This is a genomic window from Kribbella sp. NPDC050241, assembly GCF_044459685.1.
Classification (GTDB): domain Bacteria; phylum Actinomycetota; class Actinomycetes; order Propionibacteriales; family Kribbellaceae; genus Kribbella.
On the sequence record NZ_JBITJE010000005.1, the window covers coordinates 97,220 to 123,647 of the forward strand.

At 68.1% G+C, this 26,428-nt stretch carries 27 protein-coding genes; 17 read left to right on the plus strand and 10 right to left on the minus strand.

Annotation, left to right across the window (positions count from 1 at the left end):
- Nucleotides 1–23 precede the first annotated feature (23 nt).
- Nucleotides 24–848: a chitosanase gene (locus tag ACIBG5_RS24085; protein ID WP_396393724.1), complete on the plus strand. Its 825-nt coding sequence runs from the start codon at nucleotides 24–26 to the stop codon at nucleotides 846–848.
- Nucleotides 849–893: 45 nt separating this feature from the next.
- Here the strand turns inward: ACIBG5_RS24085 and ACIBG5_RS24090 are convergent, their stop codons facing one another.
- Nucleotides 894–1,493, minus strand: a complete 600-nt coding sequence (locus tag ACIBG5_RS24090) for a TetR/AcrR family transcriptional regulator (protein WP_396393725.1) — start codon at nucleotides 1,491–1,493, stop codon at nucleotides 894–896.
- A gap of 74 nt (nucleotides 1,494–1,567) precedes the next feature.
- Here ACIBG5_RS24090 and ACIBG5_RS24095 point away from each other — a divergent pair, with 74 nt between their 5' ends.
- Complete coding sequence (locus ACIBG5_RS24095) at nucleotides 1,568–2,917, plus strand: DHA2 family efflux MFS transporter permease subunit (protein ID WP_396393726.1); 1,350 nt, start codon at nucleotides 1,568–1,570, stop codon at nucleotides 2,915–2,917.
- Here ACIBG5_RS24095 and ACIBG5_RS24100 read toward each other — a convergent pair.
- Nucleotides 2,914–3,387, minus strand: a complete 474-nt coding sequence (locus ACIBG5_RS24100) for a MarR family winged helix-turn-helix transcriptional regulator (protein WP_396393727.1) — start codon at nucleotides 3,385–3,387, stop codon at nucleotides 2,914–2,916. The genes ACIBG5_RS24095 and ACIBG5_RS24100 overlap by 4 nt on opposite strands.
- A 95-nt stretch (nucleotides 3,388–3,482) precedes the next feature.
- Between ACIBG5_RS24100 and ACIBG5_RS24105 the strand changes: the two genes are divergently transcribed.
- The 3 genes from ACIBG5_RS24105 to ACIBG5_RS24115 all read left to right on the plus strand — a co-directional run bounded on the left by ACIBG5_RS24105 (nucleotide 3,483) and on the right by ACIBG5_RS24115 (nucleotide 8,546).
- Nucleotides 3,483–4,373: an alpha/beta hydrolase gene (locus ACIBG5_RS24105; RefSeq protein ID WP_396393728.1), complete on the plus strand. Its 891-nt coding sequence runs from the start codon at nucleotides 3,483–3,485 to the stop codon at nucleotides 4,371–4,373.
- Between the two features lie 9 nt (nucleotides 4,374–4,382).
- The gene (locus tag ACIBG5_RS24110) at nucleotides 4,383–7,202 is read left to right on the plus strand and encodes a DEAD/DEAH box helicase (RefSeq protein ID WP_396393729.1); all 2,820 of its coding nucleotides are present in this window, start codon (nucleotides 4,383–4,385) and stop codon (nucleotides 7,200–7,202) included.
- Between the two features lie 72 nt (nucleotides 7,203–7,274).
- Nucleotides 7,275–8,546 carry a serine hydrolase domain-containing protein gene (locus tag ACIBG5_RS24115; protein WP_396393730.1) on the plus strand — a complete coding sequence of 424 codons (1,272 nt, stop codon included), beginning with the start codon at nucleotides 7,275–7,277 and terminating at the stop codon, nucleotides 8,544–8,546.
- 98 nt (nucleotides 8,547–8,644) lie between these two features.
- Here ACIBG5_RS24115 and ACIBG5_RS24120 read toward each other — a convergent pair whose 3' ends face one another.
- Nucleotides 8,645–9,109, minus strand: coding sequence for a MarR family winged helix-turn-helix transcriptional regulator (locus ACIBG5_RS24120; RefSeq protein ID WP_396393731.1), 465 nt, complete (start codon nucleotides 9,107–9,109; stop codon nucleotides 8,645–8,647).
- Nucleotides 9,110–9,173: 64 nt separating this feature from the next.
- On the opposite strand from ACIBG5_RS24120, the gene ACIBG5_RS24125 reads away from it, so the two are divergent.
- Nucleotides 9,174–9,545 carry a cupin domain-containing protein gene (locus ACIBG5_RS24125; protein WP_396393732.1) on the plus strand — a complete coding sequence of 124 codons (372 nt, stop codon included), beginning with the start codon at nucleotides 9,174–9,176 and terminating at the stop codon, nucleotides 9,543–9,545.
- Nucleotide 9,546: 1 nt separating this feature from the next.
- Here the strand turns inward: ACIBG5_RS24125 and ACIBG5_RS24130 are convergent, their stop codons facing one another.
- The gene (locus ACIBG5_RS24130) at nucleotides 9,547–10,845 is read right to left on the minus strand and encodes a glycoside hydrolase domain-containing protein (protein WP_396393733.1); all 1,299 of its coding nucleotides are present in this window, start codon (nucleotides 10,843–10,845) and stop codon (nucleotides 9,547–9,549) included.
- 42 nt (nucleotides 10,846–10,887) lie between these two features.
- A complete protein-coding gene (locus ACIBG5_RS24135) occupies nucleotides 10,888–11,397 on the minus strand; it encodes a TetR family transcriptional regulator (protein WP_396393734.1) in 510 nt (169 codons plus the stop codon).
- Nucleotides 11,398–11,483: 86 nt separating this feature from the next.
- Between ACIBG5_RS24135 and ACIBG5_RS24140 the strand changes: the two genes are divergently transcribed.
- From ACIBG5_RS24140 to ACIBG5_RS24150, 3 genes are read left to right on the plus strand one after another with little or no spacing between them, the layout of a single operon-like run.
- Nucleotides 11,484–11,879, plus strand: coding sequence for a nuclear transport factor 2 family protein (locus ACIBG5_RS24140; protein ID WP_396393735.1), 396 nt, complete (start codon nucleotides 11,484–11,486; stop codon nucleotides 11,877–11,879).
- Between the two features lie 37 nt (nucleotides 11,880–11,916).
- Nucleotides 11,917–12,390: a GyrI-like domain-containing protein gene (locus tag ACIBG5_RS24145; protein ID WP_396393736.1), complete on the plus strand. Its 474-nt coding sequence runs from the start codon at nucleotides 11,917–11,919 to the stop codon at nucleotides 12,388–12,390.
- 26 nt (nucleotides 12,391–12,416) lie between these two features.
- On the plus strand, nucleotides 12,417–13,472 hold the full coding sequence (locus tag ACIBG5_RS24150) for a DUF5937 family protein (protein ID WP_396393737.1): 1,056 nt from the start codon (nucleotides 12,417–12,419) through the stop codon (nucleotides 13,470–13,472).
- Here ACIBG5_RS24150 and ACIBG5_RS24155 read toward each other — a convergent pair.
- A complete protein-coding gene (locus ACIBG5_RS24155) occupies nucleotides 13,462–13,989 on the minus strand; it encodes a 2'-5' RNA ligase family protein (RefSeq protein ID WP_396393738.1) in 528 nt (175 codons plus the stop codon). The genes ACIBG5_RS24150 and ACIBG5_RS24155 overlap by 11 nt on opposite strands.
- Before the next feature lie 124 nt (nucleotides 13,990–14,113).
- On the opposite strand from ACIBG5_RS24155, the gene ACIBG5_RS24160 reads away from it, so the two are divergent.
- Nucleotides 14,114–15,337, plus strand: a complete 1,224-nt coding sequence (locus tag ACIBG5_RS24160; RefSeq protein WP_396393739.1) for an MFS transporter — start codon at nucleotides 14,114–14,116, stop codon at nucleotides 15,335–15,337.
- 7 nt (nucleotides 15,338–15,344) lie between these two features.
- Here ACIBG5_RS24160 and ACIBG5_RS24165 read toward each other — a convergent pair whose 3' ends face one another.
- Nucleotides 15,345–16,457, minus strand: coding sequence for an oleate hydratase (locus tag ACIBG5_RS24165; protein ID WP_396393740.1), 1,113 nt, complete (start codon nucleotides 16,455–16,457; stop codon nucleotides 15,345–15,347).
- Here ACIBG5_RS24165 and ACIBG5_RS24170 point away from each other — a divergent pair.
- Complete coding sequence (locus tag ACIBG5_RS24170) at nucleotides 16,456–17,349, plus strand: LysR family transcriptional regulator (protein WP_396393741.1); 894 nt, start codon at nucleotides 16,456–16,458, stop codon at nucleotides 17,347–17,349. The genes ACIBG5_RS24165 and ACIBG5_RS24170 overlap by 2 nt on opposite strands.
- On the opposite strand, the gene ACIBG5_RS24175 is transcribed toward ACIBG5_RS24170, so the two are convergent.
- Both ACIBG5_RS24175 and ACIBG5_RS24180 read right to left on the minus strand, forming a co-directional pair.
- Nucleotides 17,346–18,089 carry an SDR family NAD(P)-dependent oxidoreductase gene (locus ACIBG5_RS24175; protein WP_396393742.1) on the minus strand — a complete coding sequence of 248 codons (744 nt, stop codon included), beginning with the start codon at nucleotides 18,087–18,089 and terminating at the stop codon, nucleotides 17,346–17,348. The two genes, ACIBG5_RS24170 and ACIBG5_RS24175, sit on opposite strands and share 4 nt — an antisense overlap.
- The gene (locus ACIBG5_RS24180; protein WP_396393743.1) at nucleotides 18,086–18,865 is read right to left on the minus strand and encodes a VOC family protein; all 780 of its coding nucleotides are present in this window, start codon (nucleotides 18,863–18,865) and stop codon (nucleotides 18,086–18,088) included. Before ACIBG5_RS24180 ends, ACIBG5_RS24175 begins: the two co-directional genes overlap by 4 nt.
- Before the next feature lie 137 nt (nucleotides 18,866–19,002).
- Here ACIBG5_RS24180 and ACIBG5_RS24185 point away from each other — a divergent pair, with 137 nt between their 5' ends.
- The 5 genes from ACIBG5_RS24185 to ACIBG5_RS24205 all read left to right on the plus strand — a co-directional run bounded on the left by ACIBG5_RS24185 (nucleotide 19,003) and on the right by ACIBG5_RS24205 (nucleotide 24,632).
- Entirely contained in the window at nucleotides 19,003–20,358 is a 1,356-nt protein-coding gene (locus tag ACIBG5_RS24185) for an ABC transporter substrate-binding protein (RefSeq protein WP_396393744.1), read from the plus strand.
- Nucleotides 20,359–20,360: 2 nt separating this feature from the next.
- Nucleotides 20,361–21,293 (plus strand): carbohydrate ABC transporter permease, encoded by a 933-nt coding sequence (locus ACIBG5_RS24190; protein WP_396393745.1) that lies wholly within the window; start codon nucleotides 20,361–20,363, stop codon nucleotides 21,291–21,293.
- A complete protein-coding gene (locus ACIBG5_RS24195) occupies nucleotides 21,290–22,183 on the plus strand; it encodes a carbohydrate ABC transporter permease (RefSeq protein ID WP_396393746.1) in 894 nt (297 codons plus the stop codon). Before ACIBG5_RS24190 ends, ACIBG5_RS24195 begins: the two co-directional genes overlap by 4 nt.
- 33 nt (nucleotides 22,184–22,216) lie before the next feature.
- The gene (locus tag ACIBG5_RS24200; RefSeq protein ID WP_396393747.1) at nucleotides 22,217–23,548 is read left to right on the plus strand and encodes a GH1 family beta-glucosidase; all 1,332 of its coding nucleotides are present in this window, start codon (nucleotides 22,217–22,219) and stop codon (nucleotides 23,546–23,548) included.
- Between the two features lie 85 nt (nucleotides 23,549–23,633).
- Nucleotides 23,634–24,632 (plus strand): LacI family DNA-binding transcriptional regulator, encoded by a 999-nt coding sequence (locus tag ACIBG5_RS24205; RefSeq protein ID WP_396393748.1) that lies wholly within the window; start codon nucleotides 23,634–23,636, stop codon nucleotides 24,630–24,632.
- On the opposite strand, the gene ACIBG5_RS24210 is transcribed toward ACIBG5_RS24205, so the two are convergent.
- The gene (locus tag ACIBG5_RS24210; protein ID WP_393395433.1) at nucleotides 24,622–25,104 is read right to left on the minus strand and encodes a 2,4'-dihydroxyacetophenone dioxygenase family protein; all 483 of its coding nucleotides are present in this window, start codon (nucleotides 25,102–25,104) and stop codon (nucleotides 24,622–24,624) included. The genes ACIBG5_RS24205 and ACIBG5_RS24210 overlap by 11 nt on opposite strands.
- Nucleotides 25,105–25,208: 104 nt before the next feature.
- Between ACIBG5_RS24210 and ACIBG5_RS24215 the strand changes: the two genes are divergently transcribed.
- A complete protein-coding gene (locus tag ACIBG5_RS24215; protein WP_396393749.1) occupies nucleotides 25,209–26,405 on the plus strand; it encodes an RNA-guided endonuclease InsQ/TnpB family protein in 1,197 nt (398 codons plus the stop codon).
- Nucleotides 26,406–26,428: the final 23 nt, after the last annotated feature.

A 26,428-nucleotide genomic window follows, 5' to 3' on the forward strand; every position in this document is an offset into this window, starting at 1 on the left:
CTCGGACGCCCCTCGGAGGAACCATGCAGACCCGCCCCACGCGCAGGACCGCGCTGCTGCTCGGACTGACCCTAGCGGCCGCCCCGGCTACCGCCCTCGTCTCCCGCTACGCCTCGCCCGCCGACGCCGCGGTCCAGGCGACCGGCCTCGACGATCCGGCGAAGAAGGAGATCGCGATGCAGATCGTCTGCAGCGCGGAGAACTCCTCGCTGGACTGGGAGGCGCAGTACACCTACATCGAGGACATCGACGACGGCCGTGGCTACACCGCGGGCATCATCGGGTTCTGCTCGGGCACCGGCGACATGCTCGAACTCGTCGAGCTGTACGCCGACCGCAAGCCGGGCAACGTGCTGCAGAAGTACCTGCCGGCCCTGCGGGACGTGGACGGCAGCGACTCGCACGACGGTCTGGACCCGAACTACACCAAGGACTGGAAGACGGCGGCCAGCGACACCGCGTTCCAGCAGTGCCAGAACGACGAGCGCGACCGGGTCTACTTCAACCCGTCGGTGTCGCGGGGCAAGTCCGACGGACTGCGCATCCTCGGCCAGTTCTGCTACTACGACGCGATCGTCATGCACGGTCCCGGCAACGGCGGCACCAGCTTCGGCGGCATCCGCAGTCGCGCGCTGCAGACGGCCAAGCCGCCGGCGCAGGGTGGCAACGAGACGACGTACCTGAACGCCTTCCTCGACGCCCGCGTTTGGGCGATGAAGCAGGAGGAAGCCCACAGCGACACCAGCCGCGTCGACACCGCCCAGCGGGTCTGGCTCGGCAACGGGAACCTCGACCTGAACACCCCACTCGACTGGAAGGTGTACGGCGACCCGTACCACATCGGCTGATCCTCGACCGCCGCCCGACCGCCCTGCCCGGCGGTCGGGCGGCGGTCATCTGCCGTAGGCGGCCAGGAAGATCCGTACGCCGCTGCGGACCAGGTGATCGATCTCGTCCTGATCGACCGGAACCGCGCCGTACCAGGTCCGGTTCTGGACGGGACCGGTGACAAGGACGCCGAGGAACTCGGCCGCCTCGACCGGATCCGGTACGTCGAGCAGGCCGCGCTGGTGCAGTGCCTCGAGCCGGTCGGCCAGGGCGGTCCTGGTCGGCCGGTCCGCCAGCAAGCCTGGGAAGTGGGCCGCCTCGGCGATCATCAGCCGCAGGATCTCGGTCCGCTCGGCCGACTTCGCCACCTCGGTCGCGAACACGCGCCCGAAGCGGAAGAGCGCGTCTTCGAGGTCGGTGACGTCGTCGATGGTCTCCTGCAGCAGTGCCTCGAAGCCCTTCTCGTGGCCCGCGCGCGTCTCCGCGATCGCCGCCAGGAACAGCCGCTCCTTGTCGCCGTAGTAGTCGTAGATCGTGCGCTTGGAGACACCGGCCTCGGCGGCGATGGCGTCGACGCCGGCGCGGGCGTAGCCCTCGGCGAGGAAGACCTTCAACGCCGCGCGTACGATCGCGGCCCGTTTGGCCGGCGACCCTTCCCTGACCACCGTGGGTGCTCCTCCCCGATCGACTACACCGTGCAGTGTAGCGCTACTACACTGCACGGTGTAGTGTGCTGTGGATGACCGACGTTGCCCTGGATCGATCGATTCTGAAGCTCGGCGGCGTGGTGATGGTCGGAGCCCTCACCCCGCTGCTCGACATGACAATGGTGACCGTGGCGCTGTCCCGGATCGCCGCCGGTTTCGGCGCGTCTGTGGTCACCGTCCAATGGGTCAGTGCGGCGTACCTGCTGTCGATCGCGATCACGATCCCGACGACAGGCCGGCTGGTGGAGCGGTTCGGTGCCCGGGCGATGTGGCTGACGGCGCTGGCTGTCTTCTGTGCCGGGTCGGCGCTGTGTGCCACGGCCTGGTCGGCGGGCAGTCTGATCGCGTTCCGCGTCCTGCAGGGGCTCGGTGGCGGCATGATCATCCCGCTCACCATGATGATCCTCGCCAAGGCCGCCGGTCCCGACCGTCGTGGCCGGGTGATGAGCCTGGTCGCGATTCCCGCCCAGCTCGCGCCGATCGCCGGTCCACCGCTCGGTGGCCTGGTGGTGGACACGATCGGCTGGCGGTGGATCTTCCTGGTCAACCTGCCGATCGGGCTGACCGCGATCGCACTCGCCTGGAGGACCGTTCGGGCCGACGCCGTACTTCGCTCGGCTGGGCTGGACCTGATCGGGCTGGCGCTCGTTTCACCGGCGATCGCGCTCCTCGTCCTGTCTCTGAGCGGTACGGCGACGTGGCCGTCGGCGATCGGTGGTGTGCTGCTGCTCGCGGCGTTCGCGGTGCATGCGCTGCGGTCGACGATGCCCTTGCTCGACCTGAGGCTGTTCCGCCACCGTCCGGTGACCGTGGCGACAGTGCTGAACTTCTTGTCCCGCTTCTCGGTGTTCGGCGCGATGCTCCTGATGCCGCTGTACCTCCAGCAGGTTCGTGGTCACAGTGCACTGGAGGCGGGGCTGCTGCTCGCCCCGCAGAGTCTGGGCACGATGCTTGCCCTGCCGTACGTCGGCAGGGCGACCGACCGCATCGGCGCCCGGCCCGTGGCTCTCGCCGGTGTCGGGATCACCGTCGTCGCGACGTTCGCCTTCACGCAGGTGACGGACACGAGTTCGTTCGTCGTCCTCGCGATCGCCTTGCTGGTCTGGGGGATGGGCATCGCGGCGGCCACTGTGCCGGTGTCGGTCGCGGCCTATCACGGTCTGGACCCCGCGGCCATCCCCAGCGCGACGAGTCTGATCACCACGGTGACGACCCTCGGCGCTTCGGCCGGAGCCGCCGTGGTGACAGCGATCCTGCAGTCGCGTCTCGGTCATCACGCCGGCGATCCCGCAGCGGCGTTCGCGGACACGTTCTGGTGGGTGCTCGTCTTCACGGCCGTGACGTTGCTCCCGGCAACGATGCTTCCGGCGCGAGGCGCCTAGCTCCCGGGGATCGCCTTGGGTTCGGCGCGGTCGGTCCGAGGGTCGGCCTCCGCGCGCCGGCGGAGCATCGAGACCATGGTGGCGAGCTGCTCGAGGTTCTCGGCCGGGAGGACCGAGCCGACCCAGGTCATCAGCTCGGCGTCGACGGTGGGTGTCGCCGCGGTCAGGATCTCGGTGCCGGCGGGGGTGAGCTCGATCAGGGAGGAACGGCGGTCGCCGGGGTTCGCGATCCGCCGGCAGCGGCCCGCGGCCTCGAGGCGGTCGACGGCCTTGCTGGTGGCTCCGACCGTGATCGCGGCCCACTGCGCCAGGTCGTAGACCCGGGCGGTACCGCGGGACGCCAGGAAGCGCAGGAACTCGAACTGGCCGAGCGGCAGGCCGTGCTCGGCCTTCAGTCGGGCGTCGAGGACGTTGTAGAGCCGCGTCTCCAGCCGGACCAGGTCCGTGAACAATGATGTGAGATCAGTCACAGGCAGATCCTGCTTCGTGGGAATTAGGTTCCTTGGAATGTAGTTATCAGGAACTGTATTCCTTGGAATCTATCACTGAGCGACGGAGACCGACGATGAGCCAGGACCAACGCGCTGCGGCGCGATCGATGATGACCAAGCGGGACCCCGACCGGACCCCGGCGCAGGAGCGGGCCGACTTCGACGCGATCTTCGCCGACCGTCCGCTGGGCGACGACGTCACACTCACTCCCCGCACACTGGGCGGCCGGCCCGCTCTGGATGTGCAGGTCGCGGGTGCCGATGGCGACGCGGTGATCCTCTACCTGCACGGTGGCGGTTATGTGGTCGGTTCGGCCCGGACCGGGGCCAACCTCGCCGCGCCGCTCGCACGGCGTACCGGTCTACCTGCGGTGTCGCTGGAGTACCGGCTCGCGCCGGAGCATCCGTTCCCGGCCGCGGTGGACGACACGTTGGCGGCGTACAAGGAACTGCTCGGGAGTGGCCGGCCAATTGTCATCGTGGGTGATTCGGCTGGCGGGGGAGCAGCGCTCGCCACCTTGGTGGCCGCACGCCGTGAAGGTTTGCCGCTGCCGGTGGCTGCCGCCGTCTTCTCGCCCTGGGTCGACCTGACGTTGTCCGGCGAGAGCATGGACGCGCGAGGGGACCTCGACCCGCTGTTCAGCCGTGCACACATGTCCGGGTACGCCGAGCATTACCTCGCCGGTCACGATCCGAGCGACGAACTGGCGAGCCCGCTGCTCGCGGATCTGACCGGTCTGCCACCGCTGCTGATCCAGGTCGGTTCGGCCGAGGTCCTGCTCGACGATTCACTCCGCCTGGCGGTCCGCGCGGCGCAGCACGACGTCGACGTCAGCCTGGACGTCGTCGCCGGCGCACCGCACGTCTACCCGCTGATGGCCGGCGTCATGGACGAGGCCGACGAAGCCCTGGACCGGGCCTCTCATTTCCTGACCCTGCGCCTTCCTGTGGGTGGCGTCGCATAGCCTGGGGGTATGAGCACCCCGTCCGAGAAATATGCTGTCTTCCGCTCGGACCAGGAGCATCCTGCGGTGAAGGAGTTCAGGGCGCTCTACGACTTCGAGCTGGACGAGTTCCAGCTGCGCGCCTGTGCCGCCCTCGAGGACGGCCACCAGGTGCTGGTGGCGGCGCCCACCGGCTCCGGGAAGACGCTGGTCGGCGAGTTCGCCGTACATCTGGCCCTGCAGCGCGGGCAGAAGTGCTTCTACACGACACCGATCAAGGCGCTGAGCAACCAGAAGTACGCCGACCTGGTCAGCCGCTACGGCTCCGACAAGGTCGGCTTGCTCACCGGCGACAACTCGATCAACTCCGAGGCGCCGATCGTCGTGATGACGACCGAGGTCCTGCGCAACATGCTGTACGCCGCGTCGACCACCCTGCTCGGACTCTCGTACGTCGTGATGGACGAAGTGCACTACCTGGCCGACCGGGCTCGTGGCGCGGTCTGGGAAGAGGTGCTGATCCACCTGCCCGACTCGGTCTCGGTGGTGTCGCTGTCCGCGACCGTGAGCAACGCGGAGGAGTTCGGCGACTGGCTGGAGACCGTCCGCGGCAACACGGTCGTCGTCTTGGAGGAGAAGCGGCCGGTGCCGCTGTTCCAGCACGTGATGGTGGGCAAGCGGCTGCACGACCTGTTCGCCGGCGAGGCGCCGACCGCCCGCGTCGGTGCGCCCAAGCCCGCGAAGTCCGGCAACCCTGCGAAAGCCAACCAGGTCGACATCAAGGACCTGGTCAACCCGCAGCTGGTCCGGATCGCTCGCGACGACAACCGGATCTTTCGGGACGACTCGCGCAAACCCCGGCGGCGGCGGGATCTCCCGAAGAGCCGGCCGACCCGGACGCACTTCACGCCGTACCGGTCCGATGTGGTCGAGGAGCTGGACGCGGGCGCCTTGCTGCCGGCGATCTACTTCATCTTCTCCCGCAAGGGCTGCGAGGATGCGATGCTGCAGTGCCTGCGGTCCGGCCTGCGGCTGACCAAGCCGAGTGAGCGGGACGAGATCAAGCGGGTGCTGGCCGAGCGGACGGCAGACCTGCCGGACGAGGACCTCGGCGTGCTCGGGTACCACGATTTCTCCGAGGCGCTCAGCCGCGGCATCGCGGCGCACCACGCGGGCATGCTGGCCGCGTTCAAGGAGGTCGTCGAAGAGTTGTTCGCGCGCGGCCTGATCAAGGTCGTGTTCGCTACCGAGACGCTTGCCCTGGGCATCAACATGCCGGCGCGCACCGTCGTCCTCGAGAAGCTTTCGAAGTGGAACGGCGAGGCGCACGTCGACATCACGCCGGGGGAGTACACGCAGCTCACCGGCCGGGCAGGTCGCCGTGGCATCGACGTCGAGGGGCATGCGGTCGTGCTGTGGCAGCCCGGGTTCGATCCGCGCGCAGTCGCCGGTCTGGCGTCGACCCGTACGTATCCACTCCGCTCGTCGTTCTCCCCGTCGTACAACATGGCGGTCAACCTGGTCCGCCAGGTCGGGCGGACGCGGGCGCGCGACATGCTCGAGCTGTCGTTCGCGCAGTTCCAGTCCGACCAGGCCGTCGTCGGTCTGGCCCGCCAGGTGCAGCGCAACACCGAGGCGCTGGAGGGCTACAAGGAGTCCATCGACTGCCACCTGGGCGACTTCCTCGAGTACGCCGATCTGCGCCGCAGGATCGGTGAGCGCGAGGCCTCCGGATCGAAGCGGCGCAAGCTGGACCGCCGGGTCGAGGCGCAGGAGTCGATCGAGAAGCTGCGGATCGGCGACATCGTCCGGATCCCGGCCGGCCGGAGTGCGGGCTGGGCCCTGGTGCTCGACCCGGGCATGCGGTCGGAGCGCGAAGGCCCGCGGCCGACCGTGCTGACGCTTGACCGGCAGGTCCGCAAGCTGTCCATGATCGACTTCCCGACCCCGGTCGAGGCGATCGGCAGCCTGCGGATCCCGAAGAAGTTCAACCCGCGCAACCCGCAGCAGCGGCGCGAGCTCGCGCAGGTACTGCGCACCCGCTCCGACATGCTCGGTGAGGACGGGCCGCCGTCGCGCGCCCGCGGCAGAGACGTCGTCAGTCACGCCGACGATCCGGAGCTGCAGGAGATGCGGGCGCAGTTGCGCGCGCATCCGTGCCACGGGTGCTCGGACCGGGAGGACCACGCCCGCTGGGCCGAGCGGTACTTCCGGCTCGACCGGGAGAACCGCGAGGTGCAGCGCAAGATCGAGCAGCGGACGAACACCATCGCCCGTCAGTTCGACCGGGTCTGCCAGGTGCTGGACGCGCTGCACTACCTGGACGGTGACAAGACCACCGAGGCCGGCGATCGACTGGCCCGGATCTACACCGAGCTCGACCTGGTCGCCGCCGAGTGCCTTCGGCAAGGAGTGTTCGACGACCTGGCCGTCCCGGAGCTGGCCGCGTGTCTGGCCGCCCTCGTCTACGAGGCGCGGTCGAAGGACGAGCCGACGTCGCCACGGTTGCCGCGCGGCGACGTACGACTGGCGCTGGAGCGGATGGGGTCGATCTGGCGGGATCTGTCCGCGCTGGAGCGGGACATGCGGGTCGACTTCCTGCGGTCGATGGATCTCGGGTTCTGCTGGCCGGCGTTCCGATGGGCGTCCGGTGCGTCGCTGGCCGAGGTGCTGTACGAGTCCGACCTGGCCGCGGGCGACTTCGTTCGTTGGGTGAAGCAACTGATCGATCTGACCGAGCAGGTCGCGGACGCGGCCGGCCCGACGCCGCTGCGCAGTACGGCGCGGGCCGTCGTCGACCAGATCCGTCGTGGTGTGATCTCGTACGCCTCGATGGTCGACGAGCCCTAGAACGAACCTTTGCGGTGACAGACTTCACGGGCACTACACCCCTGCCCTGAACACCCGAAGGAGAACACGTTCGTGGAGCTGACGCGCCGGAATCTCGGCAAGCTTGTGCTCGCAACCGGGGCGGTCGCCGCCGTCGGCACCGGAGCCGGGACGGCCCTGAGCCGTTCGGCCGATGCCGCCGCGACCTGGAAGACCACCGGCACCGCCGTGTCGGCGTTGGCCGGCTTCGACAACCAGATGAAGGCCTTCATGCTGGCCCGCGGGGTGACCGGCGGGCAGCTCGCGGTGACGTACAAGGGCCGGCTGGTGCTTGCCCGCGGCTACAGTACGTCGACCGCGCTGACGGTCCAGCCGACCTCGCTGTTCCGCGTCGCGAGCGTGTCGAAGATGTTCACGGCGGCCGCGATCATGAAGCTCGTGCAGGACGGCAAGCTGAGCCTGACCACGCCGGTCGGCAACATCATCGCGATCACGCCGCCGACCGGTCAGACCAAGGACACCCGCTGGTCCGCGGTCACGATCAAGCGGCTGCTGCAGCATCTCGGCGGGTTCGACCGCGACGTCTCCGGCGACCCGAACTTCAAGGACGCCATCATCGCCAAGGCCCTGGGCGTCCCGATGGAGCTCCAGCACGCCGACGAGATCAAGTACATGGCCGGGCAGAAGCTCGACTTCGCGCCGGGTAGCAAGTACGCGTACTCGAACTTCGGGTACGTGCTGGCCGGCCGCGTGATCGAGAAGGTCAGCGGGCTGAGCTACGAGACGTACGTGAAGCAGAAGTTGCTCGCTCCGTTGAAGATCACCCGGATGGCGCAGGGCTGGACCATCGCCAAGCACACCGGCGAGGTGCCGTACGAGTCGCAGTACACCGGTCCGACGGTGCTCGACAACACCGGCAAGATCGTTGCCGCGCCGTACGGATCGTTCAGCATGCGCATCCAGGACTCGAACGGCGGCTGGATCGCGAGCGCTCCGGACCTGGTCCGGTTCGCGAAGATGTTCGACGCGTCGTCGAGCGTGCTCAACACCACGTCGCTGAACAGCGTTTGGGCCAAGCCCGAGATCGGCATCCAGCCCGACGGCTGGTACTACGGCCTTGGCTGGCAGATCCGTCCGACCACGAGCGGCGGCACCGGCCGCAACACCTGGCACACCGGAAGCATGCCCGGCACCTTCAGCATCGTGGTCCGCACCTACAACGGGATGAGCTGGGCCGCCTTGTTCAACCGCCGTGACGACCCCAGCGGCAAGTCGTACGGCGACATCGACGCGGCGCTGTGGACCGCTGCCAACGGTGTGAAGACCTGGCCGACCAACGACCTCTTCCCGACCTACTTCCCCTGAGTTGCGGCGTTTCGGCCGAGGCCGAACAGCGTTGCCGGTCCGAACAGACGACTCCTAGCGAACCCCGTCTGGCGGGTGCGGCTCACCGCCTCGGGCTGCTAGAACATCAATGCTCTGAAGTGCGGCGTACTGACCTGAGCCTCGCCGGCCATCTCGGTCAGTACGCCGCGCACTGTGTCGATCGCTTCGTCGCCGAACCTGCGGCGGAGCTTGCGTTCATAGGCCTGGTGGAACTTCCGGGCCGCCTGCAGTACGGCCTCGCCTCGGTCGGTGAGGTGCAGCAGGCGGGCCCTCGCGTCGGACGGGTCCGCGCGGCGTTCGAGGTAACCGCGGCGTTCCATGTCGTCGACGATCTGGCTCGCGCCCTGCTTGGTGATCTCCAGCCGCGCCGCCAGCCCGCTGATCGTCGTCGGTCCGGCACCGAGCGTGCGCAGTACGAAACCGTCCGACCGGCCCTGGTCGTCGAACCCTTGCTCCGCCGTCGCCGCCCGCAGCGCGCCGACGAACTCTTGGTCCGCCAGCACCAGCAGGATCCCGAAATCAGGCTTGCCCGAACGCGTCATGACCGCCATGATAGTCAAGCCGACTTGGTCAAGTTGGCTTGACTATCTCTGATAGGGGGAAGCAATGCAGGTCATTCGCGCTACCGAGGCGCCGCGGTTCCGGTTGCCCGGGGTCGAGTTCACCGGACTGGCCGCGCCGAGCCGTGGGTCCGCCGGTCTGTGCACGTGGAAGCTGACGATCGATCCCGGTGTCCGCGGCGATGCGCCGCACACCATCGACCGCGACGAGGTGTTCATGGTGCTCAGCGGCACCGTCCAGGTCACCCCGGACGGCGAGAAGCTCGCGGCCGGCGACGCGGTCGTCGTACCGGCCGGCGAGCCGATTTCACTGACCAACCTCGGCGAGGACATCGCCGAGCTCCACGTCGCCATCACCGCCGGCTTCACCGCCACCGTGGCCGACGGTACGACGATCCAGCCGCCGTGGGCTCAGTGAGTCAGCATCGTCGCAGTGGTGCCGAGTAGGTGGTGTTGCTCGTCGTGGCGACGTAGTAGTCGGTGACGTAGGAGCCGTCGCTCAGCCGGTTCCACACCGACGTCGTACCGACCTTGGAACCAGGGCGCTGGCAGGTGACCCACGCCAGCGACCCGACCGGCAGTAGGCCCGGGTACGTGGCGTACGACGTTCCCGGGCCGTGCCGGCGGCTCAGGTTGTCGACGGTCGTCTGGAACGGGTTGCTGCAGCCGGGGATCGGTGCGCTGTAGCCGGGCTTGGTCGGTGTCCTGGCGTAGTAGTCGGTGATGTAGGTCCCGTCGATCAGCTTGTCCCAGACCGTGGTGACGCCGATCTTCGGGCCGAACGTCTGGCAGACGATTCGCACGCCCGCGTTCAGGGCGATCGTCCCTCGCACCGGATAGGAGGTCCCCGGGCCGCTGTAAGTATGGATCGTCGTTCGGACTGTGTAGGAGTACCAGACCGAGGCGACGGGTGCGTCGAAACTGTCGTTGTCGATGTTGAGGGTGACGCCGCCGTACGTCTCGGTGTGATCGCCCCGGTACTGCTTGGCTCGCTGGCCGATGAGCCAGTAGCGGTTGGAGATCAGCGGCCAGTTCGTCAGCGACGAGCTGAGGTTCCAGCGGGCGATCCAGACTGCGTCCGGCCGGGCGTACGCGGTCGAGTTGTAGACCTCGGCCAAGTGACGGGCACCGGAATCCTGGTGTGCGTAGACGCCGGAGAGGAAGCCGCGGCGGTGCAGCTCCTTCGTCCACGACGACAGGAACCGCAGCACTGTGGCCCGGCAGGTCGCGTCGGCTGTGTTGTAGTGCTCCATGTCGGCGTAGATCGCACTGCCCGCCAGTAGTCCGATCGCTCTGGCCTTGGTGACCGCGTCACCTGCCAGGAGTGCTCCCTGTGCGGCCGCGGACGCTGCGGTGATCTTCACCGCGTTCGAGCGGAACGTGCAGGGAGCCTGGTAGCCGAGGTAGATCGGGATGAGACGCCAGCCCATGCGGGTCACACTGCTGACCCAGCTCTGGGTGAGCTGCGGCTGTGCACAGCTCCGGTTCACCCCGCCGACGTAGATCCCGATCGCCTTGTACGGCGATGCCTTCCATGCAGTCATCTGCGCAACAGTCGGCGCCGTACAGGTGTCGAACGCGAGTCCGGTGAACCGGGTGGCCGTCGTACCGGCTCCATAGGTGAGCGGCGTGGTGGGCTCAGCCATGGCCGACGCTGACGGGCCTAGTAGTAGTACGGCAACCGCCGCGGCGGCCACCTTGAATCTGATCCGCTTCATGAGCGGCACCCCCCGGTCTCAGTAGACGGCCGCGGGGTGGGCCTAGGCAAGACCTCTGAAGATGATCGCCAGCGTCCGCTCTTGAAGGTCTGTAGACCACGTGCTGTGCTGCGCGGCCTGGGTGGTTGCTGTCAGCAAGGCCATCACCTCGTCCACCCGGACAGTGGGCCGTACCTCGCCCGCCTCCTTCGCCTGCTCGAGCAGCCGTTCGATCTCGTCGGTCAACCCACGCAACGCGTCGCCGATGTCGAGCTCCGGGCCGGCGAGCGCGGCTACGACAGTCCGGGTTCGGATGGCTTCGTCCACGACCGCGGTCAGGAACTCGAACAAGGTGGACTCGGCCGCCAGTTTCGTCACTCGCCGGAGCGACTCCTTCATGATTGCCACCAGCAACGCGTCCTTGGTCGGGAAGTGCCGGAACACGGTGCCGACCGCGACACCGGCCCGGATCGCCACCTGTTCGGTGGTCGCCCTCGGTCCGTGCTCGGCGAACGCCTCGGTTGCGGCGGCCAGGATCGCCGTACGGTTCCGCTGCGCATCGGCCCGCGCCATCCGACCTCCGGGACTAGAAACCTGAGTGGCCACTCACTATAGTCGGTGCTGAACCTGAGTGGTGACTCATCTTCTGGAGGGTGTTCATGCCGGAACTGCACGCGGTGGTCGAGCGGATGGGCCAGGGGTGGCTGGGTGATCCGGGCGCCATGGACGACCTGCTGGCCGACGACGTGGTGATGGAGGTGCCGTTCGCACCAGGCGGGCCGATGCGGTGGGACGGGCGGGAGGAGTGGCTCGCGTTCGCGGAACCGGCGCGGTCCGGGTTCCCGGTGCGGTTCGACCGCTTCACCATGCTGGCGTTGCACGAGACGCTCGATCCCGAGGTCGCGGTGGTCGAGTACGAACTGGCCGGTGAGATCACCGCCACCGGGCACCGCGGTGCCGCCCGCTTCATCGGCGTACTGCGGGTCCGGGACGGGAAGATCGCGGGCTGGCGCGAGTATCAGAACACCGCTGCGATCCAGCAGGCGTTAGGTTGAGTCTGTCATCGCGTTGCCGAGCCGGGAGGACTGTGGAATGCCGGACATCGTGGAGTTGGGGGAGCGGCCGTACGTCGCGCTGCGGGGCAAGGTCGCCATGAACCAGATCAGTGCGTTCGCGGACCGGATGCGCGAGGTGATCGACTGGCTCGCCGCCCGGGAGATCGCGCCGAACGACGCACCGTTCTTCAAGTACGACGTGGTCGACATGGAAGCCGGCCTGGTCCTGGAGATCGGGTTCCCGGTCGACGATCTGCACAGCGGTGAGGGCGAGATCGTCACCGGCGTCCTCCCGGCCGGGCGCTACGCCAGTACGACGTACCACGGACACCCGGACGGTCTGGTCGACGCCACCCGCGACCTGCTGGCCTGGGCGGACGACAAGGGCCTCGAGTGGGATGCCGACGGCGACAGGTGGACCGCGCGGCTCGAGGTCTACAAGTCCGACCCACGCGAGGTCCCGGACATGGCCGAATGGGACACCGAACTGCAGTTCAAGCTGAAGGATTAGTGGGCCGTTCCTGGGTGAGGTACTAGGTGCCCACCGTTCTCGCCGGCCTGAGCCGTCTCGACCCCGAGCGGATCCGCCACGTCGCCTCACCCCTGATCGAGCTCGGCTGCGCCCTCCATGTGCTCGCCGAGCCCGCCCACCACGATCGCGTCGACTGGGCGGCCGCCGTACGACTGCCCGACGTACTGCGGTGTGAGTTGTCGCAGTGGACGTGGACTGTGCGGGCTGTCCGGGCGCGGTTCTTCGCGACGAGCAGAGGGATCGGGATGCCGTCGTGGCAGGACGAACTGGCGGCGCTGCGGGCTCGGGCGCCGGAGGAGCTCGCGGCTGAGTTGGTGCGGCCGTTGCGTGGGCGTCCGCTGAGCAGTCGGACTACAGACACGGACGCCGTACGCCACTGGGCCCGCAGCCGGGGTCCCGCTGTCGCTGCGCTGGTTGATTCGTTGCTGAGTGATCCGGAGGAGCCTGTACGTCGCTTCCTCGATTTACTCGATGCTTGCTGGGAGGAGTGGTTCGCTGCGGTGTGGGAGGAGTCGCGGGACGCGCTGGCGGCGCGTGGGCGGCAGGACCGTGATCTGGCGATGCGGGACGGCGTACTGGCGATGCTGCGGTCGCTGGATGGGTCTGTCTCCGTGCGCGATCGGGACAGCGCGGTGGTGCAGAAGGTGCAGAGCAAACGGATCGATCTGTCGGAGCGGTCGCTGTTGCTTGTCCCTAGCAACTACATCGCGCCGCATCTGTTCCTGGGGGAGATCCCTGGGGAGCCGCTGACTGTGATCTACCCGGTGGTGGGCGTCGGGACCGCCGTACCGACCGCTCAACAGATGCTCGGTCGCCTGGAAGCCCTCGCCGCCCCCGACCGCCTTCAGGTCTGCCGAGCCGTCGCCAGCGAACCGCGGACGGCCGGCGAGATCGCGGCGTTGTGGGGCCTTCACCCGACTCAGGTGACGCGCCACCTCCGAGCCCTCACCCGAGTCGGCCTGGTCACCGCCGAACGCCAGGGTCGCTTCGTCGCCTACCGCCTGGACGAATCCGCCCTCAACCACCTAGGCGCGGATCTCCTCAACCTCATCATGCGCTGAGCGGGATGTCGCGGATCGTCCGCCAGGAGTTGGGTGCGTCCGATCCGCACATGAGCTGGACCTCGGTGACCAGCATGGAGATCGGGAGGTGTCCGCGGACCTGCCGTTCTACTGCTCTCAGCTCGGTTGGGGTGCCGTCTCTCGCCACGGTCAAGTGGGGCATCAGGTCCTGGAACTCACCGCTGTACGCCGGGTAATCGGGAAACGCCCGGAACACGGCCTTGGTCAACGCCCGGAACGGCTCGGCGGGATCGGGCGCCAGCCACAGGACGTCCTCGTCGAACCAGCCGGTCGCGTTCCAGCCAGCCCTGAACCGCGGCACCGTGCGCACAGCGTCGGCGAGGGAGCGGAGCACGTCCTCATCCAGCGCGGCCGGCGGAACGAACGGGTACAGCACCGTCACGTGCGCAGGGACACCCCACGCCGCGGCCGGGTCGAACCTCGCGCGATGTTCCTTGACGGCGGCTTCGGCCGCCGGGACGGCAACCACAACCGCCGAATCAGTCCCCTCGAACATACCGGCCACGCTAGCCGAGCCAACCCCCTGAAGACATCGGCACAGGAATGCTTCGGTGGCTGATGCATTGACGGGATCTGTCAGTCCACCGGGCGGATGGGGCGGGCGGTAGTTGGGTGAGGGGGTGACAGCTTCTCTTCCGCCTGCCGTACGTCGGTTGATCGGCGCGACTCTCGTCAACACGTTCGGGAATGGTGTGTACGCCGCCGTCGGCGCCCTCTACCTCACGCGGGCAGCCGGCCTGTCCGTCGGACATGTCGGCATCGGCCTCACCATCGCCGGTCTGGTCGGGCTCGTGGCCAGCACTCCGCTCGGCGTGGTCGCCGATCGTCTCGGACCGAACCGTGCGTACGTCGGCTTCCTCGTCTTGCAAGCGATCACGATGAGCGCGCTGACGCAGGTCCGCTCGTTCGTCCCGTACATCGTGGTCGCCGGGATCACCGCGATCGCCGACTCCGGTCAACGTGGCGCGAAGGGAGCGCTGATCGCGGGTCTGTCGCCGTCCGACCAGCGGGTCCGCACGCGGGCGATCCTTCGCGTGACGACCAACATCGGCATGGGTGCCGGCATGGCTGTTGCCGGCGTCGTTCTCGCGGTTGACCGGCGTGAGGTGTACGTCGCCGCACTGCTCGCCAACGCGGCGACGTACGTGATCACCGCGGCTCTGGTCCGCTTCGGCCTGCCCGAGGTCAAGAAGGTGTCGTCGGCAACCGGTCCGTCCGGACTGACCGCGTTGAAGGACCGGCCGTTCCTCGCCTTCGTCGCGTTGGACGGCGTACTGAGCATGCACAACGCGATGGCACAGATCGCGATCCCGCTGTGGGTGGCGACCGCGACCGACGCGCCGCGCTGGCTGATCGCCGTCCTGCTCGTGATCAACTCGGTCGCCGTGATCCTGCTCCAGCTCCGCGTTGCCCGAGGCACCGAACACCTCCCCGGCGCCGCCCGGGCCGGCCGCCGGGCCGGCGTACTCCTCGCCGGAGCCTGCGTCGTCCTCGCTCTCACCGACGTCACCTCAGGCGCCGTCACCGTCGGCCTCCTGGTCGTCGCAGCCCTCATCCACGTCCTGGGCGAGATGCTGCAGTCGGCAGGCGGTTGGGGCATCAGCTTCGAACTCGCCCCACCCGGCGCCCAGGGCCAATACCAAGGCGCCTATGCCATGGGTCACCAAGTCGGCGACCTCATCGCACCGCTCATCCTCACCACCATCGCCGTCAGCTGGGGCTGGCCCGGCTGGTTGCTGACAGCCACCATCTTCCTGATCACCGGCACCCTGCTCCCGATAGCCGTCCGCAAACACCCCCACTGGCCCACCACCACCGAACGCCACCTGGCCACCACCACCTGACGGCCGTTCAGGCGGCGGCTGGTTTCAGGAGGGTGCGGAGGGAGCGGGCTGCGGTGAAGCCGGCTCGGTTGGCGCCGATCGTACTGGCGGACGGGCCGTAGCCGACCAGGTGGACTCGGGGTTCGAGGACTGTGTGGGTGCCGTCCATGCGGATTCCGCCGGAGGGTTCCCGGAGGTGGAGCGGGGCGAGGTGGGCCAGGTCCGCGCGGAAGCCGGTGGCCCACAGGATTGCGTCGACGTCCAACCGTCGCCCGTCCGCCCAGTCGACGCCGGTGGAGGTGATGCGGGTGAACATGGGGAGGCGGGTGTAGACGCCGCGCTCCAACGCAGCCTGCTCCTGCTCCCGGAGGTGGAGGCCGGTCACGCTGACGACGCTTCGTGGGGGGAGGCCGGCGCGAACGCGTTCCTCGACCTTGGCCACGACCTTTCGCCCGTACTCCGGGTTGAAGTCCTCACCGGTCCGCCACTCCGGCGGCCGTCGGGTCACCCACGTGGTCGTCGCGACCTCGGAGATCTCAGCGAGCAACTGCACCGCCGACGCGCCACCGCCAACGACGAGCACATGCTGCCCCGCAAACTCAGCCGCCCCGCGGTAGTCCGCCGTGTGCAGCTGCCGCCCACGAAAGCTCTCGATCCCCGGATACCAAGGAATGAACGGCCGATTCCACGTCCCCGTCGCGTTTACCACAGCCTCCGCACGATAGGTGTCAGCGGACGTCCGCACCTCGAACAGCCCGTCCACCTTCCGCACGCTCTCAACGCTGACAGGCCGTACGACGGGCAACCCGAACCGCTTCTCGTAGTCCGCGAAATACCCCGGCACGAACTCATTGGCACGGGCATCGGAGGCACTCGGCGGCACTGGCACCCCGGGCAGATTCGCGATCCCGTGGACGTCGTACATGGTCAGCGAGTCCCACCGGTGCTGCCACGCTCCACCGGGCGCCGGATTCCGGTCGAGTACGACGACCTCGTCGTACGGCGTGAATCCCATCCGGACCAGATGGTAGGCAGCCGACAGTCCGGCCTGCCCGGCGCCGATCACCACCACCTCGACCTCTCGCACCTCACGTCCAACGTCCCGGCCGGGCGGCGTCTTCCCGGCTAGCGTTTGTGGCATGGATCTCACCGCCGCGTACGGCTTCCGGATGGACTGGATCGTGAGCTTCGTCGCGGTGGCCCGCCACGGCGGCTTCTCCGCTGCGGGCAAGGCGGTGTTCCGCGGCCAGTCCCGGATCAGTGAGCACGTCGCCGAGCTGGAGCGCGCTCTCGGCGTCCAGCTGTTCGACCGCACGGCTCACCCGGCGCGCCTCACCCCGGAAGGACGGGCCCTGGTACCGCACGCCGAGGAGATTCTTCGCCGCCTCAACGACCTGGCGTCCGCCGGGGGAGAGGTTCGCTTCGGCACGTACCCGAGCGCCGCGGCGTGGCTCTTCCCGCAGGTCGCGCAGCGCCTCCCGGCAGAGGTTCGGCTGCACCTGGTCGAGGGGCCGAGCATCGAGCTCGAGGGCGCGCTCGGCCGGGGCGAGGTGGACCTGGCGATCCGCCCGGTGCATCCGCTGGTCGCCTCGGAGTCGCTGGACCACGAGGTCCTCTGGACCGAGCCGCTGGTCGCTGTGTTCCAGCAAGGCCATCCGCTGGCCTCCGCGGAGTCGGTCGGGCTCGACCAGTTGGCGAACCTGCCGCTGATCTCCATCGGGGAGACCTCCGGTGGACGCCAGTTCGAGTCACACCTGGCCTTCGCCTCCGCCGGGCTCAATCCCGAGAGTGTCTACCGCACCAACCAGCCCCAGACGCTGCTCTCGCTGGTCCGCCACGGCTTGGGCACCGGGGTCACCAACGCACTCGCCGTCACCACCGCGAACCTCACCGGCGTACGCCTGGTCCCGATCAGGGACGCGGGCGTCGAACGGCAGGTAGCAATCTTCGTGCACCGCGACCGGCCGCGGACTCCCGCCCTGGAGCAGGTCATCGCCGCGGTTCAGGCCGTGCAACCGCCGACCTGGCCCTAGGGCAGTGTGGCGTCACACAGCTCCAGGCAGCGCGTGAGCAAGGCATCCTGCAGGTCAACGTCGTACGCCTGCGCGTTGACCTCGATCGCCTTGCGGTCCTGGAAGAACGTGCCGGTGACGAGCGCTTCCGGATCGTCCGACACCGCCAGCCAGGCGGGGGTATCGGCGCCCTGGGCAACGGTCAGCGGCGCGGCGTAGCCGCTCATCTTCGTGCTCACCCACCCGGGATGGACCGCGTTCGACAGCACGTCCGGCCACCGTCGGGCCAGCGCGAAGGCCAGCGCGGTCATCACCAGCTTGGAGTCGGCGTACGCCGCGTCCTGCGTCCACTCGTCCTCGTGCTGCAGATCGTCGAGGCGGACCCGGCCGCGGGAGATCGAGTCCGAGCTGACGAACACGATCCGCCGCGGTTTCGGCAACGACGCCGTCAGCAGCAGCGGCGCCAGCGCGTTGATCTGAAATGTCTGCTCCAAACCGTCCTCGGTCACCGGCCTGCTCTCGTCCTTGGAACCCCATCCCGCGTTGTGTACGACGACATCCGGCGCCCCGAGCCGCAGTACGTCGGCCGCCATCTCACGCGTCGACCGCAGTGACGACAGCTCACCGACCACGAACCCAGCACTGCCGCCGCGTTCCGCGCTTCGTGCGTGCCGGATCACCTCGTGGCCGTGCGCGTCGAGGACCCGGGCGATCTCCGCTCCGATCCCGTCGTTCGATCCTGTGACCAGAATGCGGCTCACCGTGAGCCTCCCATCGTGACAGGCACCCCATCGGGTGCGACCAGTTGCTGTTCACCCGGCGCATCGAGGACCAGCCGGCGCGGCCCGAGAACTGCAGGACCGGCAGCCGACAGATCGTTCGGCACGATCGGTACGTCGAAGCTGAACACCTCGAGCACCGCCGGACCGGCCTGCAGATACGTCATCAGGAACCCCCGTGGATCCCCGTGATGCCTGATCTCGCCGATGACCTCGAACCCGAACCGGTCGCGCCAGAAGTCCAGCGTGGCCGGCAGGTCCGACACCGTCACCGCAACATGATCGAACCGTGGCTCCTCACCGGGGACCTGTGCGGCCTCGGCCGCCGCGAGCACCGGCGACGAGATCCGTTCGTAGCTCAGGTTGCCCTGGATGAACTCCAGCCGCGCACCGTCAGGGTCGAGGAAGAACGCGATCCGTACGTCGCCGAGTACGTCGAGGGGCTGCGACAGCACGGTCACCCCGGCCTCCTCCAGCCGCTTGATCTGCCGGTCGACCCCGGCCACCTTCATCCCGAGGTGCCGGATCCCGCCCTGCAGATCGTCGTTCACCCAACCGCCTTGGTTGCCGTCGGCCCCGACCTCGACGAGCTCGAGGACCACGGTGCCGTGGCCGAGCAACCGTCTGCGGTCGGCCGGTCGCGGAGCGTCCGGCAGCGGCCGGAAACCCAGCAGGGCTTGGTAGAAGTCGAGGGAACGGTCGAGATCGCGGCAGCCGATCTCGACCCGGCGCAGTCCGGGAGGCAGCGATGCGGGCATGGCAGGGAGAGTACCGTGACCGCTCACAGAATGGCAGCCCCGAAGTCTTGACAGCCGCGATTCCCGGGGCTGAGTCTGTGATCGCTCACAGAAATCCGTGAGCGATCACAGAATCGACTGATCCGGAGAGGTTCACCATGGCTCGTTCGACCATCGGACCCGCTGTCGGTCGCCGCAGCTTCCTGCGCGGAGTGGCCGGGGTGGGCCTTGCCGCCACCCTGCCGGCCGCCCTGGCCGCGTGCTCCGGCGACGATGAGCCCGCCGCGGCGCCCCAACCATCCGGCGACCCGGACGCGCCCGCCAAGCTGACGTTCTGGACCTGGACGACCGGGATCGACAAGGTCGTCGCGATCTGGAACAAGAAGAACCCGAACCAGCAGGTAACGGTCAGCGCCCAGGCCCAGGGCGAGGAACTGCTCACCAAGATCGTCACCGCGCACCGGGCCGGCAACCCGCCGGACCTGATCCACGCCGAGTACCAGGCGCTGCCGGTGCTGATCACCAACGGTGTCACCGCCGACCTCAGCTCGCTAGCCGGCGAGGTCAAGGGTGCGTTCACCGACGGCACCTGGGGACTCACGTCGTTCGGCGGCAAAACCTACGCGATCCCGCAGGACATCGGCCCGATGATGTTGTACTACCGGTCCGATCTGTTCGAGCAGTTCGGCCTGACCGTGCCGAAGACGTGGGACGAGTTCGGCGCGCTCGCCGAGCAGGTCCGGTCCAAGGACTCCAAGCGCTACCTGGCCACCTTCTCGTCCGGCGACCCGGGCTGGTTCGCGGGCCTGGCCGAGCAGGCCGGCGCGAACTGGTGGGCCAACGACAACGGCACCTGGACCGTGTCGATCAACGACGAGCCGACCAAGAAGCTCGCGAAGTTCTGGGGCGACCTGGTGAACGCCGGAACCCTGCAGGGCAAGCCGATGTACACGCCGGAGTGGAACAAGGCGATGAGTGACGGCACGCTGCTGGCCTGGCCGAGCGCCATCTGGGGTGCGGGTGTGCTCCAGGGCGTCGCGCCGACCACGAAGGGCAAGTGGACGATGGTCCCGATGCCGCAGTGGGAGTCCGGTACGGCGACCACCGGCTTCTGGGGTGGATCCGCGACCGCGATCGCGGCGAAGTCGAAGCAGTCGGCCCAGGCACAGAAGTTCGTCAAGTGGCTGAACACCGACCCGGAGGCGCTGGAGGCGTTCGTCTCCTTCGGTGGCATCTACCCGGCGGCGACCGCGGGTCAGTCGACGCCCGCACTGGCCAAGGCGCCGGCCATGATGCCCAACCAGCCGACGTTCTTCACCGAGGCGGCCGACATCGCGAAGACCGCCCGGGGCTTCACGTGGGCGCCGAACGTGAACGTCACCTACAGCCAGTACAGCGACCTGTTCGCGAAGGCGATCCAGAGCAAGGGCGATTTCGGCGCGGCCGTCGATCAGTTGCAGGCGGCATCGGTCGCGGATCTGAAGAAGCAGGGCTTCCAGATCAAGGAGTCCTGACGGTGGCTGTTCTGTCCGCCGCGGCCAGGACTCACCGACCGCGGCAGCGAGGCGGCGCCGCGCCGTACGTCTTGCTGCTGCCGGCGCTGGTGCTGCTCGTGCTCTTCCTGATCATCCCGATCGGCTACACGATCTGGCTCAGCGTCCGCGCGTCCCGGGTCACCGGTGGCGGCCTCGGGCTGCGCAAGGAGTCGTTCGTCGGACTGGCGAACTACGTCGGCGCCATCACCGACTCGGCGTACGCGCACTCGGTGCTGCGGATGCTCGGGTACGGCGTGATCGTGGTGCCGACGATGCTCGGTCTGGCCCTGCTGTTCGCGCTACTGCTCGATTCGCGCGGAGCCCGGCTCACGTCGTTCACCCGGCTCGGCATCTTCCTCCCGTACGCCGTCCCGGGTGTGATCGCCTCGCTGCTGTGGGGCTTCCTCTACCTGCCGGGAGTGAGTCCGATCCGCGCCGCGTTCGAGGCGGTCGGGCTGCCGGCGCCGGACTTCCTCGGCTCGGGCACCGTGCTCTTCTCGGTCGCCAACATCGGCATCTGGGGCGGGGTCGGGTTCAACATGATCGTGCTCTACACCGCGCTGCGCGGGCTGCCGGCCGAGCTGGACGACGCCGCCAGGGTGGACGGTGCGAGTGAGCTGCAGATCGCTTTGCGGATCAAGGTTCCGCTGATCGCCCCGGCACTGGTGATGACGGGGATCTTCTCGCTGATCGCGTCGCTGCAGGTGTTCAGCGAGCCGTCGACGCTGCAGCCGTTGACCGACTCGATCTCGTTCACCTGGGTGCCGCTGATGACGATCTACCGCGACGCCTTCGTCAACAACGACATCTACACGGCCGCAGCGGCCTCGGTACTGCTTGCCCTGGGCACCTTGGCCGTCTCGCTCGCGGTGCTGAGCTTCCTGCAGAAGCGCGCGTTCGGGGAGGACCGATGAGCACGGCGGTTCTGGAGCGGTCCGGCCCGACGGTGCGATCCACCGAGCGCGCACCCCGGCGTACGCGCTATCTGTCGACGGGGATCTTGTTGCTCGGGGCCCTCTACTGCCTGCTCCCGGTGGCCTGGGTAGTCATCGCCGCCACCAAGGGACCTGGTGATCTGTTCACCACGTTCTCGTTCTGGCCCAGCTTCAACGGCGGCTTCGGCTACAACGTGTCGCACCTGTTCGAGTTCCGCGACGGCATCTTCTGGAAGTGGGCCGGCAACAGCCTCCTGTACGCCGGGGCCGGGTCTTTGCTGTCCGTGGCGATCTCGGTGACGGCCGGGTACGCGCTGGCGAAGTACCGGTTCCGCGGCCGGGAGACGCTGTTCCGGTGCATCCTGGCAGGAGTCCTCGTCCCGCAGATCACGCTGGCGGTGCCGCAGTACCTGCTGATGTCGAAGCTCGGCCTGGTGAACTCGTACTGGTCGGTGCTGCTGCCGAGCATCGTCAGCCCGTACTGCATCTACCTGTCCCGGATCTACGCCGCCGCGGTGGTGTCGGACGACATGCTGGAGGCCGGACGGATCGACGGTGCGGGGGAGTACCGGCTGGCCTGGTCGATCGGGATGCCGCCGATGATCCCTGGCATGGTGACGATCTTCCTGCTGCAGTTCGTCGCGATCTGGAACAACTTCCTGCTGCCGTACATCATGATCTCCGACGACCGGCACTTCCCGATGACGGTCGGGTTGTTCTCGATGCTCAACCAGGGCGCCAGCCAGCCTGCTCTGTACTCGCTGGTGATCATGGGCGCGTTCCTGTCGGTGCTGCCCCTGATCGCACTCTTCCTGTTCCTGCAGCGCTACTGGCGCATCGACCTGGTCAGCGGCGCCGTCAAGGGCTGACCCGTTCCATCACTGATCAACGAAGGGCTATGTATGAGTGACGCGCGCTTTCCCGACGGCTTCGTCTGGGGTGCGGCCACCGCGGCGTACCAGGTCGAGGGCGCGGTGGACGCGGACGGTCGTGGTCAGTCGATCTGGGACACCTTCTGCCGGGTCCCGGGAGCGATCGCCGGTGGCGACACCGGTGACGTTGCCTGTGACCACTACCACCGGTACGCCGAGGACATCGGGTTGCTGGCGGATCTCGGGCTCGGCGCTTACCGGTTCTCGATCGCCTGGCCGCGGATCCAGCCCGACGGCTCGGGTGCGATCAACCAGAAGGGCCTGGATCACTATCGCCGGGTGGTGGACGAGATGCTCACCCGCGACGTCGTCCCGTACGTGACTCTCTATCACTGGGATCTTCCGCAAGCCCTGCAGGACAAGGGCGGTTGGCCCGTGCGCGCCACGGCGTACCGGTTCGCGGACTATGCGGCGGTGGTGCACGAGGTGCTCGGGGACGTCGTACAGCACTGGATCACGCTCAACGAGCCGAAGGTGTCGAGTCACGCCGGCTACGGCAGCGGCATCCACGCACCCGGGATCAAGGACTCGGTACTGCGTGATCGCGCCGTCCACCACCTCCTGCTGGCTCACGGCCTGTCGCTGCAGGCGTTGCGCGACGGCCGGCACGCAGCAGGACAACAGGTCGGCCTCACGCTGGATGTCAGCCCGGTCGCGCCGGCGAGCGACTCCCAGGCCGACGCCGACGCGGCCCGGCGGGTCGACGTCGACAGCCACCGGTTGTTCCTCGACCCGGTCCTGCGAGGCACCTACCCGATCCACCTCGATGCCGTGGAGGACGGCGACCTCGGACTGATCAGTGCGCCGATCGACTTCCTCGGGATCAACTACTACCGACGGATCCTCGTGCAAGCAGGTCCTACTGGTGACGAGACTGTCCTTCCCGACGGCGTTCCGGTGACTTCGGTGAACTGGCCGGTCCAGCCGGACGGCTTGCGTGAAGTACTGGTCGACCTGCAGACCACCTACCCAGCCATCCCGCCGATCTACATCACGGAGAACGGCGCGGCGTACGACGACGTACCGGCCGAAGACGGGACTGTCGACGACCCGCAGCGGGTGAACTACCTCCATGGCCACCTGAGTGCACTCCGTACTGCGATCGCCGCCGGCGTGGATGTCCGCGGGTACTTCGTCTGGACGCTGCTGGACAACTTCGAGTGGGCCGAGGGCTTCGCCAAGCGGTTCGGCATCGTCCACGTCGACTACGCGACCCAGATTCGTACTCCGAAGACCAGCGCGGGCTGGCTGGGGCGGGCGGCGCGCGCCAACGCCCTCCCCTCGGGAGACAGACCGGCCTGACATGATTGGGCCCGTGGCAGGCAGGGGGACGTCGAGCAGCGAACCCGCGGCTCACCCGAAATCACGGGGAGCGGCGCGGCGGGCGATGCGGCGTGGGCCGACCATCGACGACGTCGCCGAGCTGGCCGGAGTCTCGCGCGGCACGGTGTCACGGGTCCTCAATGGTGGCCACTACGTCAGCGCCGCCTCACTCGAGGCGGTCCGGCAGGCGATGGCCGACACCGGGTACACGGTCAACCAGAGCGCCCGCAGCCTGGTGACCAAGCGATCCAACGCGATCGGGTTCGTACTCTCGGAGCCGCAGGAACGGTTGTTCGAGGACCCGAACTTCAGCGTGTTGCTGCGGTCGTGCACGCAGGCCCTGGCCGACCAGGACGTCAGCCTGGTCCTGATGCTGGAGTCCAGCGACGCCGACCGGGACCGGATCCTTCGGTACGTCCGCGGCGGACACGTCGACGGCGTACTGCTGATCTCGTCCCACTTCGGCGACCCGTTGATCGCGGAGCTGGCCGAGGGCGGCGTACCGGCCGTTGCCTGCGGCAAGCCGCTCGCACCCGGCGACGTCCTCCCGTACGTCGCTGCCGACGACCGTGAGGGTGCTCGGCAGATGACGCGCTACCTGGTCGAGCAGGGGCACCAGCGGATCGGGATGATCAGCGCGCCGCAGATCGCCGGGGGACAGGAGCGGTTGCAGGGGTACCAGGACGTGCTCGGGCGGAAGGCGCTCAAGCGGCTCGTGGTCTCCGCGACCGACTACAGCCAGGAGGCCGGCCGGCAGGCGATGGCGAAGTTGCTCAAGGCCAGCCCGGACCTCGACGCGGTGTTCGCGGCATCGGACCTGCTCGCATCCGGGGCTCTGGTGGAGCTCCGGCGAGCCGGTCGGCGGGTCCCGGAGGAAGTGGCCGTCGGCGGGTTCGACGACTCCCGGATCGCGCGGGAGTCGGACCCGCCGCTGACCACGATCCGGCAACCGCTCGAGCTGGTGGCCCGGGAGATGGTGGAGGTACTGCTCCGCCGAATCGACGGGACCGACGATGGTCCTCGCATCCTGCCGACCGAGCTCGTCGTCCGGGCTAGCGGATGAACTGGTCCACGTAGTCGGCGCCGAGGCCGTTCGCGCCGTAGTGGTCGCGGCACAGCTGGATCTTGGTGAACGTGTCCTCGTAGCCGGTCTGGTTGCCGGCCTCGTCGACGTAGATCATCGCGCCGGAGATGTTGAAGAACGTGATCATCTCGGTGCAGTCCTCCGGCACCCGCAGCGTGTGGATCTCGCCCGGCGGCTCGTACACGAACGACCCGGTCTCCGCGACCCACTCGTGCTCGTCGTACTGCCACTTGCCCTTGATCACGTAGCCGAAGACCGCGCTCGGATGCCGGTGCCGGGACACGATGCCGGCCCGCGTCACCTTCAGCAGGTTGCACCACTGGCCTGTGACCGTGTTCAGCATCAGCGGCCGGAACCACACCCCGGGCGCCTGCTGAACCCACAACCGGTCGTCGTCGGGCACCGCGGGTACGGCGATCTCCGCCGGAACACCTGCTGAAACCGGGATCATCTCATTGGTCGCGGAGCGACCTCACCATTCAGGGTGAGGAGCAGCCGCGACTCCCTCCTCTCGGATATCGGGGACTGTCGGTCCTGGCTGATTGGATCGGAGACATGTCCAAGTACCGGGTCTACCCGACTCCCGCGCAGGAATCTGCATTGCTGGAGCACTGCGGGCATGCGCGGTACGTATGGAACCTGGCTCTTGAGCAGTGGTCGATGTGGACTCGCGACAAGGGCGCGACGCCGAACGTCAATGGGCAGTGCCGGCAGTTGACCGAGGCGCGGTCCGAGTTCGGCTGGTTGAGGGCGGGATCCGTCACGGTGCAGCAGCAGGCGCTGCGTGACTTCAACCAAGCCGTCACGAGCTTCTACGCAGGAACCCACCGGCGGCCGACCTGGCGCAGGGCCGGGCAGCACGAAGGTTTTCGTATCGTTGGTGGTCAGGCGTCCCGCGTGGTCAGGTTCAACAGGAAATGGGCCGCGGTCAACGTTCCGAAGGTCGGGTGGGTACGGTTCCGGTTGTCCCGTGCGATTCCCGAGTCGAAGTCGTACCGCGTCACCCGCGATCGAGCTGGTCGCTGGCATTTGGCTTTCGCCGTCGTCCCACCGCCGATTCCAGCTCCCGGCACGGGCGAGGTCGTTGGTGTGGACCGCGGCGTAGTGGTTTCCGCGGCGCTCTCCACCGACGAACTCCTGTCGTGCCCAGGACTGACGCAGCGCGAGCGGGTGCGGCTCAAATGCCTGCAACGTCGTCTGGCCCGCTGCCGTCGCGGTTCTGATCGACGCCGGCGGGTTAGAGCTGCGATTGCCAAACTGCATGCACGTGCCAGTGACCGCCGCAAGGACTGGGTGGAAAAGACCAGCACGGACCTCGCGCGGCGATTCGACCTCATCCGAGTAGAGGACCTGCGTGTCGCGACCATGACGAGGCGACCCGAGCCGAAGCCCGACCCCCGAGAACCGGGTAGTTATCTGCCGAACCGTCGCCGTGCCAAGGCCGGCCTGAATCGGGGCATCCTGGCCAACGGGTGGGGCGCCCTCGTACGTCGTCTGGAGCACAAGGCCGCGGGACGGGTCGAGAAAGTGAATTCTGCCTACACGTCGCAGACCTGCAGCGTCTGCGGGCACTGCGCGCCGGAGAACCGCGAGAGCCAAGCGGTGTTCCGGTGTGTGGCCTGCGGACATCAGGCGAAAGCGGACGTGAATGCAGCAGTCAACATCGCGGCCGGGCGGGTCGTCAGCGCGCGCAGAGGGACGCCCGTACGGGTCTCGCCGAAGCGTGAACCTCAACTCATTACCTCCGCGTAGTAGTTGGAATCCCTGTCTCTTAC

Excerpts from the sequence above, each read along its gene's own strand:
- ACIBG5_RS24165 (WP_396393740.1), bottom strand. The coding sequence starts at position 16,457 with ATGCCACAAACGCTAGCCGGGAAGACGCCGCCCGGCCGGGACGTTGGA.
- ACIBG5_RS24095 (WP_396393726.1), top strand. The coding sequence starts at position 1,568 with ATGACCGACGTTGCCCTGGATCGATCGATTCTGAAGCTCGGCGGCGTG.
- ACIBG5_RS24210 (WP_393395433.1), bottom strand. The coding sequence starts at position 25,104 with ATGATCCCGGTTTCAGCAGGTGTTCCGGCGGAGATCGCCGTACCCGCG.
- ACIBG5_RS24215 (WP_396393749.1), top strand. The coding sequence starts at position 25,209 with ATGTCCAAGTACCGGGTCTACCCGACTCCCGCGCAGGAATCTGCATTG.
- ACIBG5_RS24170 (WP_396393741.1), top strand. The coding sequence starts at position 16,456 with ATGGATCTCACCGCCGCGTACGGCTTCCGGATGGACTGGATCGTGAGC.
- ACIBG5_RS24155 (WP_396393738.1), bottom strand. The coding sequence starts at position 13,989 with ATGTTCGAGGGGACTGATTCGGCGGTTGTGGTTGCCGTCCCGGCGGCC.
- ACIBG5_RS24205 (WP_396393748.1), top strand. The coding sequence starts at position 23,634 with ATGCGGCGTGGGCCGACCATCGACGACGTCGCCGAGCTGGCCGGAGTC.
- ACIBG5_RS24195 (WP_396393746.1), top strand. The coding sequence starts at position 21,290 with ATGAGCACGGCGGTTCTGGAGCGGTCCGGCCCGACGGTGCGATCCACC.
- ACIBG5_RS24145 (WP_396393736.1), top strand. The coding sequence starts at position 11,917 with ATGCCGGACATCGTGGAGTTGGGGGAGCGGCCGTACGTCGCGCTGCGG.
- ACIBG5_RS24130 (WP_396393733.1), bottom strand. The coding sequence starts at position 10,845 with ATGAAGCGGATCAGATTCAAGGTGGCCGCCGCGGCGGTTGCCGTACTA.
- ACIBG5_RS24125 (WP_396393732.1), top strand. The coding sequence starts at position 9,174 with ATGCAGGTCATTCGCGCTACCGAGGCGCCGCGGTTCCGGTTGCCCGGG.
- ACIBG5_RS24105 (WP_396393728.1), top strand. The coding sequence starts at position 3,483 with ATGAGCCAGGACCAACGCGCTGCGGCGCGATCGATGATGACCAAGCGG.
- ACIBG5_RS24140 (WP_396393735.1), top strand. The coding sequence starts at position 11,484 with ATGCCGGAACTGCACGCGGTGGTCGAGCGGATGGGCCAGGGGTGGCTG.
- ACIBG5_RS24185 (WP_396393744.1), top strand. The coding sequence starts at position 19,003 with ATGGCTCGTTCGACCATCGGACCCGCTGTCGGTCGCCGCAGCTTCCTG.
- ACIBG5_RS24200 (WP_396393747.1), top strand. The coding sequence starts at position 22,217 with ATGAGTGACGCGCGCTTTCCCGACGGCTTCGTCTGGGGTGCGGCCACC.
- ACIBG5_RS24085 (WP_396393724.1), top strand. The coding sequence starts at position 24 with ATGCAGACCCGCCCCACGCGCAGGACCGCGCTGCTGCTCGGACTGACC.
- ACIBG5_RS24180 (WP_396393743.1), bottom strand. The coding sequence starts at position 18,865 with ATGCCCGCATCGCTGCCTCCCGGACTGCGCCGGGTCGAGATCGGCTGC.
- ACIBG5_RS24135 (WP_396393734.1), bottom strand. The coding sequence starts at position 11,397 with ATGGCGCGGGCCGATGCGCAGCGGAACCGTACGGCGATCCTGGCCGCC.
- ACIBG5_RS24110 (WP_396393729.1), top strand. The coding sequence starts at position 4,383 with ATGAGCACCCCGTCCGAGAAATATGCTGTCTTCCGCTCGGACCAGGAG.
- ACIBG5_RS24120 (WP_396393731.1), bottom strand. The coding sequence starts at position 9,109 with ATGACGCGTTCGGGCAAGCCTGATTTCGGGATCCTGCTGGTGCTGGCG.